We start from the raw sequence: 12,955 nt of genomic DNA, 5'->3' as shown, positions 1-12,955 counted from the left end.
GCGAGGCCTGCCCCTACAGAGTTCAGTATTTATTCTACAAAATCAAGCTCTTTTCCGTAGGTCTCTTCGATTCGGGTAAGTGAAAAAAGCGAAATTCCATAACAGAGAACACCTAATAACGCGGCTCCGCCTATTGCTCCAAAAGAGGGTTTGAAAGCCTGAAAAGCGAGCGTCATAGGAATAGCCATCCCTCGTACTACGCTCGGGACAGAAGTAGTGGCGGTAGCGCGAAGATTCGTCCCATAGAGTTCGGCAACCATCATCAGGTACAAACCGATATATCCTGTACATATTCCTGCCAAAAAGCAAACGCTGTACAGTACCGTGGGTGATGCTATTCCACCGTACAAATAAATAGCCACGCAAATACTTCCGCAAAACATCAAAGCGCTAATGGCTTTGCGCCGTGAATGCAGCCATTGGCTTAAAGGACCGCTGAAAAAATCACCCGCCGTGAGTCCAAAATAAATGAACATAACGCATTTGCCGGGAGAAATGGCTTCTGTAATGCCGAGTTCTTTACCCAATTCATTCCCAAAAGTTCCCAGGATTCCTACTACAAACCACGTAGGAACGCCAACCATGATGCACCGCACATATTTAATAAACCGCGGCCAACTGCTGAAAAAGTAAAAGAAATTCCCTCGACTGACCTTCGTTTCTTTCATTTCCAGAAAAAGACCTGATTCAAATACGCTGATTCTAAGTAAAAGCAATAATAGGCCCATTCCACCTCCTACCATATACGCAGTGCGCCATTCAAACCATTCCTGCGTCAGGTAAGCGGCTCCTGCACCTAAATAACCCACTCCGGCAACAATTGTCGGTCCAAGGCTGCGAATCTCTTTAGGAATGATCTCTGTTACAAGGGTCATGGCAGCACCAATTTCTCCCGAAAGTCCTACGCCGGCTACAAAACGCAGCAACGCATACGTATTGGGTTCTTCGACAAACCCGCAGGCAATATTGGCCAATGAATACGTAATGATAGAACCAAACAAAACCGAAAGCCTGCCCCTCTTATCTCCCAAAACTCCCCACAAAATCCCTCCTACCAACAATCCGGCCTGTTGAGAATTGAAAATAAAAGTCCCGATTTTAGACACTTCCGCCTCTGAATATCCTAAAGATTGCAAACTTGGCACCCGTACAATGCTGAAGATAAGCAAGTCGTATACGTCTACAAAAAAGCCAAGTGCCGATACAATAACAGGCAGCGTGAAAAGCGCACGATAAGAGATTTTGGTCATGTAGTTGATTTCCCCCTCCTTGATAAGGAGAGGGACTAAGGATGAGGTTATTCTTCGATAAAATCAAGGTCTTTGCCGTGCGTTTCGGGAACTGTTAAGGTTGAATAAAAGCCTAAAAAGTAACTTAATACACCAACCAACGTACCTGCTCCGATCACTCCCAATTGCGGTACTGTAAGCTGAAACCATCCAAAAACGTCCAGTGTACCCGTCTTAAATCCGGCAAAAAGCGTAGTCATGATAATGACCATTCCCCGAACCATATTGGGCACAGTAGTAGCAGCAGTTGCGCGTAAATTGGTACCAAACTGTTCGGCTCCAATGGTCACAAACATGGCCCAGTAGCCAATTCCAAAACCCATGAGCGTACAAAGGCTATACAATGCAAAAGAAGATTTGACGCCGGCAAAAAGGTACACAATGCTGAAAACTCCGGCAAAAGCCATCAAAGCGGCCACGGCTTTTTTTCGAGAATGAAAATAATGGCTGATAAACCCACTGGACAAATCTCCAACGGCCAACCCTACATAACACCACATAATGGCCAAGCCCGGTTTTATAGGTTCGGCAATGCCAAATGCTTTCCCAAATTCATTACTGAACGTTGCCAAAATCCCAATGACGAACCATGTTGGAAGTCCAATACCGATACACTTCATATAGCGGACAAAACGCTCCCAATTGGTAAAGAATGAGAAGAAATCACCTTTGGCAATATTCTTTTGCCCGGATACCTCCGTAAACATTCCGGACTCAATAACTCCAATTCGCAGTAACAACAACCCAAATCCTAAGCCTCCTCCTACAAAATAAGCAATGCGCCAATCACCGAAGATCTCGACGGTAAAATAAGCAACTACCGCTCCTAGAAGGCCAATTCCTGCCACTAATGACGTACCAATAGCTCGCAACTCCTTGGGCAAAATTTCGGAAACCAACGTAATGCCTGCGCCTAATTCACCCGCTAAGCCAATTCCGGCAATGAAGCGTAAATATTTGTAGAGATCCGTTGCCGGCAAAAAGCTTGTATCCTGTATAAAACCGCACAATATGTTGGCAATGGAATAGGTAATAATGGAGCCAAAAAGCACCGAAAGCCGACCGCGCTTATCTCCCAATACTCCCCAAAGTATCCCACCGATGAGCAATCCTCCCATTTGCCAGTTAATAATGGAAGCTCCAACGGCCGACACTTCCTGCTCATTAAGTCCTAAGTCTTTGAGACTGGGTACGCGTACAATTCCGAATAATAATAAATCATAAATATCAACAAAATAGCCAAGCGCGGCCACAATCACAGGAAGTCCAAAAAGCGAGTTTTGGTTAGAAGGTTTAGACATTTGTTAAGGGGGTTATGGATTTTCTGCAATAATACTAAAAAAGCGCCAATCGGCTTGATACCGACTGACGCTCTTTTCTGATTCTTTTGGTATATCTAGGTATATTTTCGCCACCCTCCCAAAATTGCGCCCATTGCTGCGCCGCTCACCGCACTAAAACCGGCATTAAGTACCGATAATTCGATGGGTTTCATTTCGTAGGCATTGTTGGTAAAGATATTTCCCCCAACAATCAACGCCCCAATCAAAGCGCCGGTCATGGCACCCGTTTGGACAGTACTGACATTCATGGATTTAAACAAAAGTGCCATGGCATACGCTTCCAACAGATAGGTAATAAAACTGACAGCATAGCCTATGGTTCCACCGCCACCGGCCTGTATCTTGTCTTCGGTAAGGCCTGTCAGTGCCAGCCATTGAGGTTGAAAGGTTATGTACCAGAGGGCACCTAAAGCGAAGGTAGCAATGGCAGATATAAAGACCGCCATGTAATTGATTTTTAAGGTTCTCATTGTAACAGAAGGTTTGGTTAATCATTAAAACTTGACTGAAATATACACATTTTCAGAAAACCTCCTGTCTGTCGTACTATTATTTCTCGTTCATATTCAATTACTTATCTATCAACTGCAAATGGCTGTAGTTGGCGCCGATCGGTATGATCTGGCCATTAATGTACACCTCATACCTGTCAAAACGGTCTATTTTATCTTTTGCCACAATATACGAGCGATGAATACGCACAAAACGGTCATTGGGAAGAAGGGCTTCTGCCTCATTCATCGTCATACGAGAAGCTATTTTTTGCGATTTGATTACAAAAACCACGTAGTTCCCGCCCGCTTCCAAGTACAAAATATCATCCAACATCACCCGAATCTGTTCATAGCCATTTTTGACAAAAATACTTTCTGCAACCCCCGGCGTCGGTCGGTTCAAAACAGACTGACGCTTGCTTTCTTCCGCAATGGCCAATTCTCTCACTTTCAACACTTCATGCGCTTTGGTGCAGGCTTTCAGAAAACGACTGATGGCAAACGGCTTCAATAAGTAATCAATGGCATCGAATTCATAGCTCTGAACGGCATGTTCGGCGTAGGCCGTAGTAAAAATCACCAATGGGGGATTAGGAACCGCTTTTAAGAATTCAAGTCCCGAAATATCAGGCATTTTGATGTCCAGAAAAATCAGGTCTACGTGTTCTTTCCGTAGAAAATCCAACGCCTCAAATGCGTCTTGAAAAGTCGTTTTTAAGTCCAGAAAAGGTACTTTCTCCGCAAAAACCCGCACAATGTCCAACGCTTTGGGTTCATCATCAATGGCTATGGCAATCATTTTAATCGACTGATTTTTTGTCTGCTTTCTTCATTTTTAGGATTAAGAGCCAACGCTTTTTCGTACATCGCAATGGCTTCTTCTTTTTTTCCGCTTTCCAATAAACTGTCGCCAAAACTATCATAGACATTAAAACTGGTCGGGAAAAGCAGTGTATTGAGCTTAAAGGTTTCTAAAGATAATTGTTTGTGCCCTTTAAAATCAGCTCTGTATAAAAAATCATAGCCAAGCCAATTGAGTTCTTTTTCCGAAAGGTAATAATGAGCCGTATCCGATTTCAGTTCGTGAAACTTAGTGATGGCATATTCCGCGCCTTTTTCCTTCAATGCCACACCATATTCCTTCGCCAATGATTTTTTGGTGGTCGTTTCAATCGGTTTTTGATTATTCATCAATGCCAATGCCGAAGTGACCACCTTCCCAAAATCGCGGTCGGCTGTATTATCGAACGCAATAATGGTCTGGTTTTTTGAAAGATTATGGTAATAAAATGTAGCCAATCCAAACTTAAATCCGCCATGCCCTACCGATTTGCCGTACAATGGCTGCTCAAACAATTCCCAGCCCAGTCCGTAAGAGCCTTTTCCTTCGCCCATCATCGTATCCATTCTACCTTCGTAAAAGACAGCTCCGTCATTGAGCTTAACGGGAGTGAAAGCTAATTCCATCGTCGCTTTTTTTAGAAATTTTCCTTCAAAAAATGCCTTATCGAAAAGGTACAGGTCGGTGATCGTGGTGATTACATTGGAAGAACCTTGCGAGCCACTGCAATTGTAATGTGTATAACGATGGCGACTTACTGAATCGAGCGAATAATTCTTCGTTGAATACCAATAAGGCTGCGTGTGAAGCTTTACGGGACGTTTTGACATTTCCACCGCTTTTCCGTAAACATTCAAGTACGTATCTTTCATTCCTGCGGGCTCAAAAATGGCCTTTCCAAGGTAGGTCGGCAAAGGCGTCTTCGTGATTTTTTCAATCAATAAGCCTAATAATTCATAATTGGTATTGCAGTATGACCACTTGTCGCCGGGCTGAAAGTACAACGGTTTCTTTTGCGCAATCAGTTGGGGGATAATGATCGAATTGGTTACGACGGTATCAGGATAAGCTTTAACCAAATCCTCATATAATTCCAGATCAGGCAAACCCGAAGTGTGTGTGAGCAGGTGCCGAATGGTAATGGTTGGATATGGGAAGGTCGGAAAATACTTGACAAAAAGGTCGTCCAACTTCAATTTCCCTTTTTCCATCAACTGTAAAATCACCGTTGAAGTAATCACTTTAGAGATGGAAGCCAAATTATACCTTGATTGAATCGTATTAGGCGTTTGGTCGGTAAAATCCGCAAAACCGCTGCTTTTCTCATAGAGCACCTGACCGTTTTCGGCCAATAAGAGATTGCCGTTAAGATGCGCGAACGCAGAGTGGGAATAATAAGATTCGATAACGTTGCGCCTGTCTTGAGCTTTACAAGTAGTAGCAATCAGTAATAACAGAACAACAATTTGTAATAAGTTGGTTTTCATGACTGTATGGATTTTTAATCTCCACAAAGAAACCTGTAACGGCATTGCGCATGAAAAATCTGTGACGAACCGTCCGACAAATGGGGCGAAAACAACAAAATACAAATATGAAAGAAGAAAGTTTACTTGGCAGCACTATTGGTAAATCAATTAATTACCGCAAAAAAAGCCTGTTTGTAGCTTTCTGAGATTGGAATCAGGGTTTCTTTTATGCGAATACGGTCTTTTTCAATCGAATCAATTTTCGCCACCGCCACCATATACGATTTGTGGACGCGACAAACGACGTTTGGCGGCATGGCCTGTTCAAATTCGGCAAATGTTTGCAGCGTCATGATTTTCTTGGTCGGCGTATGAATTTGTAAATAATCGCCTTTGCCTTCCACAAAAAGAATATCGTTCAGTAAAATTTTCTCCAGCCGGTACTCGGTCTTAACAAAAATAAAGGGCTTGATGGGTGCAGTTTCCGATTTGGGAATCAGATTTTGAACCCTATCCACGGCCTGCACAAATCGCTCAAAAGTGTAAGGTTTAAGCAGATAATCGGCTACTTTCAGATCAAAACCCTTGAGCGCGTATTCATGATAAGCGGTTGTAAGGATCACCTGGCTTTTGACAGTACCCGTTTCGAGTAACTGAATGCCGGAAAAATCGCCCAAATGAATGTCTAAAAACAGCAGATCCACCTGATTGATTTTCAGAAAACCCAATGCTTCCATAGCATTGTCGAAGGTAGCTAACAAGTTTAGAAAAGGCAGTTTTCGAACGTATCCCTGCGCTTTTTCGAGCGCCAGCGGTTCGTCTTCGACAATGATGCAAGTGAAATTCATAAAAGACTATGGGTACAGTTCCATTACAACCAATTGGTTTCTAAAAATCAATCTTTCTACTTCGTTGAATTTGAAGATTTGCTCCGTAGCCTTACCAATATCAGGCTTTCCATGAACTGCCCCGTTAAGCAGTTGGAAGTGAGAATACCAATCATCTTTTCTTGGATTGAAGAAACGGGTTATTGTTTCATCATCCTGTAAAAATGTTCCAATGTCGTAGCCTTTGTAATAATTGCAATCGGGGCAGCAATAAGCTAAATTATCCAATTCATTACTACCGCCGTGTTTGATGCTTCTGATGTGTTCAATATGGAAGGAATAAAAAGAGGTCTGTTCACGTAACAAACAATACTCACATCGGTAATCGGCCCGTATTGCTACTTTCTTTTTAGTAGCGGCGGAGATGGTTTTCCTCATTTTTGCAACATCTTGACAGCTCTGGCTTTGGCTAAACCAACAATGCGGTTAATGATGAGATAGTGTTCCAGTTCGCTTTTTTCTTCCGCCGAAAGAGATGTATCTTTTTGCTTATCCAACAGTAAATCAAGACGTTGCTGATGTACCGGTGAAGGTTTAAAAGCAACTACCTTTTTGGGGTTCATCCCTGCTATAAATAGCGAGATTTCGTCAAATACCGAAAGTTCCGCTGTCATATTCTTAACTGGTTATTTTATACAAAGTTAATCGTTTTTCAACATCTTTAAAGAAGAGTTCAATGCCTGATTTTGAATTGTTCTCACGGTTAGCTTTATCCGATATACCTCTTCGTTTTTCGTAATCTCTAACGTATGACGTTCCGCGTACAATAACTCCAACCGTTTCTTAATCAACTCATTACCCAAGCCTCCGTGTTCCGACTTCATGGTTGATTCCTGATATTTGTTTTCACATTCAAACCCAATAATGCCGCTTTTTATCCAAACCTTGATTTGAATAGCATTTCCGGTTTTGAGGTTGACGGTGTGTTTGAAGGCATTTTCAACAAACGGGATGATGACCATTGGCGCAATGTAATCATACGTCGTTTCCCCTTCTACGCTGAAATGCACAAAATCGGGATTGGCCGTTCTGATCTTTTGCAATTCAACGTACTTTTGAACGTACGCCAATTCTTTACTGAGTAATATCTTTTCCGTTTTGGTTTCATAAAGCATAAACCGCATAATGTCAGACAATTGATTGAGGTAAGAAGAGGCTTTCTCGGCATTTTTAGTAATCAAAACATCAATGTTATTGAGTGTGTTGAACAAAAAATGCGGGCTGATCTGTGATTTGACCAAAGCCAATTCCATTTCAAAGTTCTTTCGGGTTAGTTCTTCCTTCAATTTCAGTTCGGCGTACCACCGAATAAACCCCTTCATGATCAGACCAATTGTACCATTAAGCAATGCTATGATAGCAATGACAATAATGATTGGAATGGAAGTCCCATTCCCATTATTCAAAATACTTGGGCCAATACGAAACGAATGTAAAACGGTCAACATACAGGCACTTATCAAGCTGCAAGCCAAGGCAGTAACTACCCCTGAAAAAAACAGCAACAGGATTTTTCGTTTAATGAGAAAGTTGTCAAAAAGCAGTGTGTAGTAACTGTAAAACCCTAAAATTGCCGGTAGTACCGCAAAAGCAAAGAAAAAGATCTCGAAACGCACGTCGGTGAAAAAAGGTAAATTCTTCAGGTTGGTTCCAACCTGAAGACATACCAAAATCAGCGTCAGTAGTAAAAGATACAGCAGCCAATAGCCTACATGCAACGAAACGACAACTATTTTTCTCATTGTTTTCGGGTCGCCCCATCAACCCTTCTCTTTTTTTGTAAGGTAAAGTATATAGCTAATCAACGTAAAAACTGTAAAATATCCCAACGCCAATGCATGAATATTGAGGTGTTGAGTGGCTTTCATGTTTGCGCCTCTGAGAAAAAAGAAATTGTAAGGGCAATACGTATAAGGAATAATATAGCCATATTCCCACTCCACGGCAAACAACGCAGCCAATAAAACACCGATACCGACCCCAAACGACACCAGAAAATTACGAAATTGCAGGCTTACCAAATATTGCAACGCCACAATCGGCAAACAATCTACAAAGAAATAACCGCTTGATTTTAAATACAGCAGCATTGGAAACACTTCTTTCGGATAATCAACAGTGCCTAAAATCAGCGCAGGAGTTATACCTGACAAAAATATGCCTACGTTGAATAAGACGAAAAACTGAAACATCATCAGCAAAATTACGCTCAATTTGCTCCAAAAAATAGTACTTAGGCCTTGCGGCGTGGTATGTAATTGCTTCCATGTATTGTTTTTAAATTCGAGTTGGGTAATCAAACTCGTAGCCAAAATGACGCCCATCGGCAACAGAAAAAGGGCCATCAACTGCCAATGCTGCGTCATCAGATTTTCCCAAAACCGAGGCGATAAACCCTCTTTTTGTGCTCTATCGGGATATAACATACGCGCTGCCACCATAATAAGCGGAATAAAAAAACCGCCAACGATCACCAGCCAAGACGCCAAACTGCGCTTGGTCTTGAGCCATTCGCTCTGAAAACTATAGATGAAATTCATGTTAATTGTCGTTGGTTAGGTTGATAAAAATACTTTCCAGATCGTTGGTAACCGTAGCAATGCTATACACATCAATGTCATGTTTTACCAAAGTTTGGTTGAGGCGGGCAATGGTCGGTTTGGGCAGGTGAGGCAACAAAATCTTTTCGTCATTGATCTGTGCTTCAAAATGGTGACTTTGAATGAGTTGAAGGGCGGCAGTATTATTACCGGTTTCAAAAGCAAGGTAAGAAGCCTCCTGTTGGCGACGCATCAATTCATTCAAAGAGCCTTCAAAAAGCATTTGACCTTTGTTGATGATGCCCAAGTCCGTTACCAGTTTTTCGATTTCCGGCAGCAAATGGCTCGAGATCACAATGGTTATGCCCTCATTTTTGTTAAGATTTTTGAGCAATTCCCGCATCTCAATGATACCGCCGGGATCAAGGCCATTGGTCGGTTCGTCCAAAATCAAAAGAGACGGATTGTGCAGCAATGCCGCCGCGATGCCGAGCCGTTGTTTCATTCCCAACGAAAATTGCCCTGCTTTTTTGCGACCTGTGTCACCCAGTCCCACCAATTGAAGTACTTCCGGGATACGATTTCCGGGGCATTGGTATATTTTCTGCCATACGGTCAGATTTTCGACCGCCGTCAGATGGCTATACATGGAAGGGCTCTCAATGAGCGAGCCGATGTTCTGCAGGATCTCTATTCGGTGCTTTTCAAACGATTTGCCAAGCACCCGAATCTCGCCTTTCTGCTTTTTAAGAAGTCCTAATAAAAGTCTTAATGTTGTGGTTTTCCCCGCACCATTCGGTCCCAAAAAACCGTAAATACTTCCTTCTTTGACCCGAAGGTTTACATTTTCCAACGCTCGGTCGCCGTTGGAAAATCGGTGAGACAACCCCACTGCTTCAATACTGTACATGGCTGTTAACAGGTTTGGTAATGCCTCAAAATTGGGCATTACCAAACGAGCTGCCAACTGTAATAGGTAAGTCGGGGAAATTAATCGGTCAATCGTGCATTTTATCCCTTCACTTTAACGCTGATGCATTTTTATTTGAGTTGATCGTAAGTGGCAAACAGTGAGTTCAGCTTTGATTTTTGGCTTTTTTTAGAAAAATCAATCACCAACTGAACCGAAAATTCTTTCTCCGTCCGATGAATCCGAAGTTGATGGTTGTTGGGATACAACAATTCAAGGCGTTTTTGGACATTTACCAACCCTATTCCTGACGAATGTTTTTCGGGATCCTCTTCGTGGCGTGGGTGCAGACTATTAAAAACTGAAAAATGAATCTGATGCTGTTCGCAATACAATTTGACAAATATCCAGGAATGATTACGAAGGCTGATGCCGTGTTTAAACGCATTTTCGACAAATGGAATCAACAACATCGGCGCAATACTTCTCAGGCAAAGCGAATCATCCAAGTCAACTTTCAATTCCAATTTATCCGACTCCGACAACCGAAGGCGCTGCAGGTCAATATAGTTTCGCAAGTAGGCCACCTCCTGTTGCACATCGATCTGTTCCTGATTGTTTTCGTGCATCATAAAACGCATCATATCCGACAATTGCTGAATCCCGTGCGAGGTTCTTTCGGCATTTTCTTCAATGGCCGTGGCGTAGAGCGTATTCATGGCATTGAACAAAAAATGCGGATTGATCTGAGCGCGCAACGCCGAAAGCTCTGCTTGGTTACGGTTAAGATTGGTTTCCAAGGGTTTCACCATGAACTGCCGAATCAACGTAACGGCCAAGGCTCCCAGCCAAGAAACCATCCAAAAGGCGAAAAATTCGTCAATACCGGACAGATACACATAACTTGAATGGCTAACCTTAAACACATCATACAACAAAGTCAAAACGATACTGCTGCCAAAACTAATAACCAAAGCAGTTAACAAGGTCAGGAAGGCTTGGCGATTCTCGTTGTTTCGACGAAAAGCAAACGTTTTCCATCTCAGGAGGTTATTGTGATACAAATAAGCGTGAAGAAATGCGCCCTGTACCCAAATCAACCCGGGGATAAGGAACAAATGACGAGCCGTGACTTGGGAAGCAATCCATAGCACAAATCCAATGAATGCCAGAATGGTGCCATCTTTAATGACTTTCCGGTTTGGATTGGAATCTGTTTCCGGTTGTTGCAGCGCCCATTGGTAGACCTGAGAAAGAAGCGTGTACAATGACAAAGCCAAGAATCCCCCCCCGCTAAGTAAGGCTAAGTTTCTGAGCCGGAAAGAAGACCAAACTTTTGCTCCAATTATGTTGGGATGGGCATCGTATCTAAAATCAAGCTCTTTCCATGTATACAAATAACTCCAAGCGCCGGCCAGTATAATAATTCCAATAAATATACATCCAAGCGCAAAAAAATTAAGGTTATTGGGCCAATAGCGTGGAATAATAATATGGTTCAGCGCGTACCAACTGCCATACACGGTTAGGAAAATACTAAGAATAGGCCACAACCCATTGGTTGCCCAAGTGTAGACAGAATAAATACGATTTTGCTCAAAAGCATCAATATGAGTCCATACTCTTGAAAAATTATGATAATCACTGGCAAGAAAAATCAATAAGAACAGGGACGTAAGAGCGGTAATCACCCAAAATTCTATTTGGCGGAAGCGTTCGACAGTCATAATTTTTTATCGTTTAGCTAAGGTTGCGTCAATTTGATGATACAATGAATCTCGGTCGCTGGGCCGAAGAGCAGAGCGATTCATGATATTTTTGTATTTGTCACTGATAAAATACCTCGGAATCTCAATAGGCTCTTTTTCATTGGCTGCGACGTTTCTAAAAATGCGGTCGTATTTTTCGTCTTCCAAAAAAATATGAACCCCCTGCATATTGTATTTCTTTAGTAATTTTTGCCACAGAAGTTTGTTGCCGCGCCCCACGTACAAAAATGCTACCTCTTTACCGGCGTATTTGTACTTTAATGATTTTGTAAAATTTCGTATTTCCCAAAGGCACGGACCACAGGTAGTTCCCCAAAAATCGCCATAGACCGTTTTGTTGGCCAACATTTTATGGTTCAATAAATCCGAGATATTTTTAATGGACTCATCTTCAATAATAGCAATTTTCTCTTCCTTACTGATTGAATACCAAGTCGTTTGTACAATTATAGAAAGGCCAATCAATAGAGCCGTTATTCCAAGAAACTGATAAACAGGCGGCCTGCTTTTCTGATTTGATCGTACTAAAATGAATAGAATAACGCCTATACAAATTATCATCAAAAAACTGAATCCATAAATTGTAAGATTGATTTCAAATTCATTTTTTAGAAAATGATCAAGAACCTCAGTTTTGAGTTTTTTATCATCAGGGAGAAAATGAACAGCGTAAATCATTTCCTCTTTAATTTCAGTTTTCCAAGCCATAAAAGCCTCAATGATTTGAAACAGGAAAATGGGAAGTAAAAAAATGAGCAGGAAGACGCCCCAAAAGGGTCTGAATTTTTTCATTATTGTTGTAGTTTAGTGATAAGAAAAATGGCTGTTAATGGGTATTTGATGGCTCAAAAGTACCCGTAATGCTTACTCAGAGGTAAAATCTGTGACGAATGTTGCGATAAATGGGATGGATTTACAACGGTTGGATTCAACCCTGCGTCTTGATTATAAACAAATCAACTATTCAAACAAACGACCTGCTCATCATGAAAATCGTTCAGTATTTTTTATTGTTTTTGGTGACAGTAAGCTGTCGCGAGAAAACACCAACACCTCCTGAGACGTTGGCACCGCTTGTAGGGAAGTGGCGTCTGGATGCGTATGAGCGTACCGAAAATGGAAAGAAAGTCTGGAAAGCTGTGGATCCTCAATCGACATCTTTTCTCAGTTTTCGCTTCGATGGTGTTGTTTTAGACAGCAAAGGCCTACCTTCGTGCTGCGCACCCGGTTCACTCACTATCAATGGAAAAGAATTCAAAATTATCCCGCAAGCAGCGCTTCCCGAAAACCCTTCCTGTGCATATATAGACTGTATAAGCTGCGCAACAATGGATATTGAGTTGACAGGTGACACGTTCATTCAGCACTCTTGCTTTGGCTCCAGGAGCAGATATGTGCGCGATAATCAGTAAG

General features: G+C 42.1%; 14 protein-coding genes. 1 reads left to right on the top strand and 13 read right to left on the bottom strand.

Features of this window, described 5'->3' with window-relative positions; all coding sequences use genetic code 11:
* Nucleotides 1-29 precede the first annotated feature (29 nt).
* The 13 genes from ACQY73_RS23195 to ACQY73_RS23135 all read right to left on the bottom strand — a co-directional run bounded on the left by ACQY73_RS23195 (nt 30) and on the right by ACQY73_RS23135 (nt 12,334).
* Nucleotides 30-1,250 carry an MFS transporter gene (locus ACQY73_RS23195; protein WP_428655506.1) on the bottom strand — a complete coding sequence of 407 codons (1,221 nt, stop codon included), beginning with the start codon at nt 1,248-1,250 and terminating at the stop codon, nt 30-32.
* A 47-nt stretch (nt 1,251-1,297) separates the two neighbouring features.
* Nucleotides 1,298-2,590, bottom strand: coding sequence for an MFS transporter (locus ACQY73_RS23190; RefSeq protein ID WP_428655504.1), 1,293 nt, complete (start codon nt 2,588-2,590; stop codon nt 1,298-1,300).
* A gap of 95 nt (nt 2,591-2,685) precedes the next feature.
* Complete coding sequence (locus ACQY73_RS23185) at nt 2,686-3,102, bottom strand: DUF1761 domain-containing protein (RefSeq protein ID WP_428655502.1); 417 nt, start codon at nt 3,100-3,102, stop codon at nt 2,686-2,688.
* Nucleotides 3,103-3,202: 100 nt separating this feature from the next.
* Complete coding sequence (locus ACQY73_RS23180; RefSeq protein ID WP_428655500.1) at nt 3,203-3,925, bottom strand: LytR/AlgR family response regulator transcription factor; 723 nt, start codon at nt 3,923-3,925, stop codon at nt 3,203-3,205.
* Nucleotides 3,922-5,454 (bottom strand): serine hydrolase, encoded by a 1,533-nt coding sequence (locus tag ACQY73_RS23175; RefSeq protein WP_428655498.1) that lies wholly within the window; start codon nt 5,452-5,454, stop codon nt 3,922-3,924. The genes ACQY73_RS23180 and ACQY73_RS23175 overlap by 4 nt, the downstream gene beginning before the upstream one ends.
* Before the next feature lie 146 nt (nt 5,455-5,600).
* Nucleotides 5,601-6,284, bottom strand: coding sequence for a LytR/AlgR family response regulator transcription factor (locus ACQY73_RS23170; protein ID WP_428655495.1), 684 nt, complete (start codon nt 6,282-6,284; stop codon nt 5,601-5,603).
* A 6-nt stretch (nt 6,285-6,290) separates the two neighbouring features.
* The gene (locus ACQY73_RS23165; protein WP_428655493.1) at nt 6,291-6,701 is read right to left on the bottom strand and encodes an HNH endonuclease; all 411 of its coding nucleotides are present in this window, start codon (nt 6,699-6,701) and stop codon (nt 6,291-6,293) included.
* A complete protein-coding gene (locus ACQY73_RS23160; RefSeq protein WP_428655490.1) occupies nt 6,698-6,937 on the bottom strand; it encodes a hypothetical protein in 240 nt (79 codons plus the stop codon). Before ACQY73_RS23160 ends, ACQY73_RS23165 begins: the two co-directional genes overlap by 4 nt.
* 27 nt (nt 6,938-6,964) lie before the next feature.
* Nucleotides 6,965-8,065 carry a sensor histidine kinase gene (locus ACQY73_RS23155; RefSeq protein ID WP_428655488.1) on the bottom strand — a complete coding sequence of 367 codons (1,101 nt, stop codon included), beginning with the start codon at nt 8,063-8,065 and terminating at the stop codon, nt 6,965-6,967.
* Nucleotides 8,066-8,083: 18 nt separating this feature from the next.
* Complete coding sequence (locus ACQY73_RS23150) at nt 8,084-8,863, bottom strand: ABC transporter permease (protein WP_428655485.1); 780 nt, start codon at nt 8,861-8,863, stop codon at nt 8,084-8,086.
* Between the two features lies 1 nt (nt 8,864).
* A complete protein-coding gene (locus ACQY73_RS23145; protein WP_428655483.1) occupies nt 8,865-9,830 on the bottom strand; it encodes an ABC transporter ATP-binding protein in 966 nt (321 codons plus the stop codon).
* Between the two features lie 74 nt (nt 9,831-9,904).
* Nucleotides 9,905-11,500 carry a sensor histidine kinase gene (locus tag ACQY73_RS23140; RefSeq protein WP_428655481.1) on the bottom strand — a complete coding sequence of 532 codons (1,596 nt, stop codon included), beginning with the start codon at nt 11,498-11,500 and terminating at the stop codon, nt 9,905-9,907.
* 6 nt (nt 11,501-11,506) lie between these two features.
* Complete coding sequence (locus tag ACQY73_RS23135) at nt 11,507-12,334, bottom strand: TlpA family protein disulfide reductase (protein WP_428655479.1); 828 nt, start codon at nt 12,332-12,334, stop codon at nt 11,507-11,509.
* Nucleotides 12,335-12,528: 194 nt separating this feature from the next.
* Here ACQY73_RS23135 and ACQY73_RS23130 point away from each other — a divergent pair, with 194 nt between their 5' ends.
* Nucleotides 12,529-12,954 carry a hypothetical protein gene (locus ACQY73_RS23130; protein WP_428655477.1) on the top strand — a complete coding sequence of 142 codons (426 nt, stop codon included), beginning with the start codon at nt 12,529-12,531 and terminating at the stop codon, nt 12,952-12,954.
* The last annotated feature ends 1 nt before the right edge of the window (nt 12,955 follow it).

The sequence above is a fragment of the Runella sp. genome (genome assembly GCF_965279615.1).
In the GTDB taxonomy this organism is placed as follows: domain Bacteria; phylum Bacteroidota; class Bacteroidia; order Cytophagales; family Spirosomataceae; genus Runella.
The sequence above is the reverse complement of the archived record's forward strand: the minus strand, read 5'-3'. Positions and strand labels throughout refer to the sequence as shown.

Excerpts from the sequence above, each read along its gene's own strand:
- ACQY73_RS23195 (WP_428655506.1), bottom strand. The coding sequence starts at position 1,250 with ATGACCAAAATCTCTTATCGTGCGCTTTTCACGCTGCCTGTTATTGTA.
- ACQY73_RS23190 (WP_428655504.1), bottom strand. The coding sequence starts at position 2,590 with ATGTCTAAACCTTCTAACCAAAACTCGCTTTTTGGACTTCCTGTGATT.
- ACQY73_RS23185 (WP_428655502.1), bottom strand. The coding sequence starts at position 3,102 with ATGAGAACCTTAAAAATCAATTACATGGCGGTCTTTATATCTGCCATT.
- ACQY73_RS23180 (WP_428655500.1), bottom strand. The coding sequence starts at position 3,925 with ATGATTGCCATAGCCATTGATGATGAACCCAAAGCGTTGGACATTGTG.
- ACQY73_RS23175 (WP_428655498.1), bottom strand. The coding sequence starts at position 5,454 with ATGAAAACCAACTTATTACAAATTGTTGTTCTGTTATTACTGATTGCT.
- ACQY73_RS23170 (WP_428655495.1), bottom strand. The coding sequence starts at position 6,284 with ATGAATTTCACTTGCATCATTGTCGAAGACGAACCGCTGGCGCTCGAA.
- ACQY73_RS23165 (WP_428655493.1), bottom strand. The coding sequence starts at position 6,701 with ATGAGGAAAACCATCTCCGCCGCTACTAAAAAGAAAGTAGCAATACGG.
- ACQY73_RS23160 (WP_428655490.1), bottom strand. The coding sequence starts at position 6,937 with ATGACAGCGGAACTTTCGGTATTTGACGAAATCTCGCTATTTATAGCA.
- ACQY73_RS23155 (WP_428655488.1), bottom strand. The coding sequence starts at position 8,065 with ATGAGAAAAATAGTTGTCGTTTCGTTGCATGTAGGCTATTGGCTGCTG.
- ACQY73_RS23150 (WP_428655485.1), bottom strand. The coding sequence starts at position 8,863 with ATGAATTTCATCTATAGTTTTCAGAGCGAATGGCTCAAGACCAAGCGC.
- ACQY73_RS23140 (WP_428655481.1), bottom strand. The coding sequence starts at position 11,500 with ATGACTGTCGAACGCTTCCGCCAAATAGAATTTTGGGTGATTACCGCT.
- ACQY73_RS23135 (WP_428655479.1), bottom strand. The coding sequence starts at position 12,334 with ATGAAAAAATTCAGACCCTTTTGGGGCGTCTTCCTGCTCATTTTTTTA.
- ACQY73_RS23130 (WP_428655477.1), top strand. The coding sequence starts at position 12,529 with ATGAAAATCGTTCAGTATTTTTTATTGTTTTTGGTGACAGTAAGCTGT.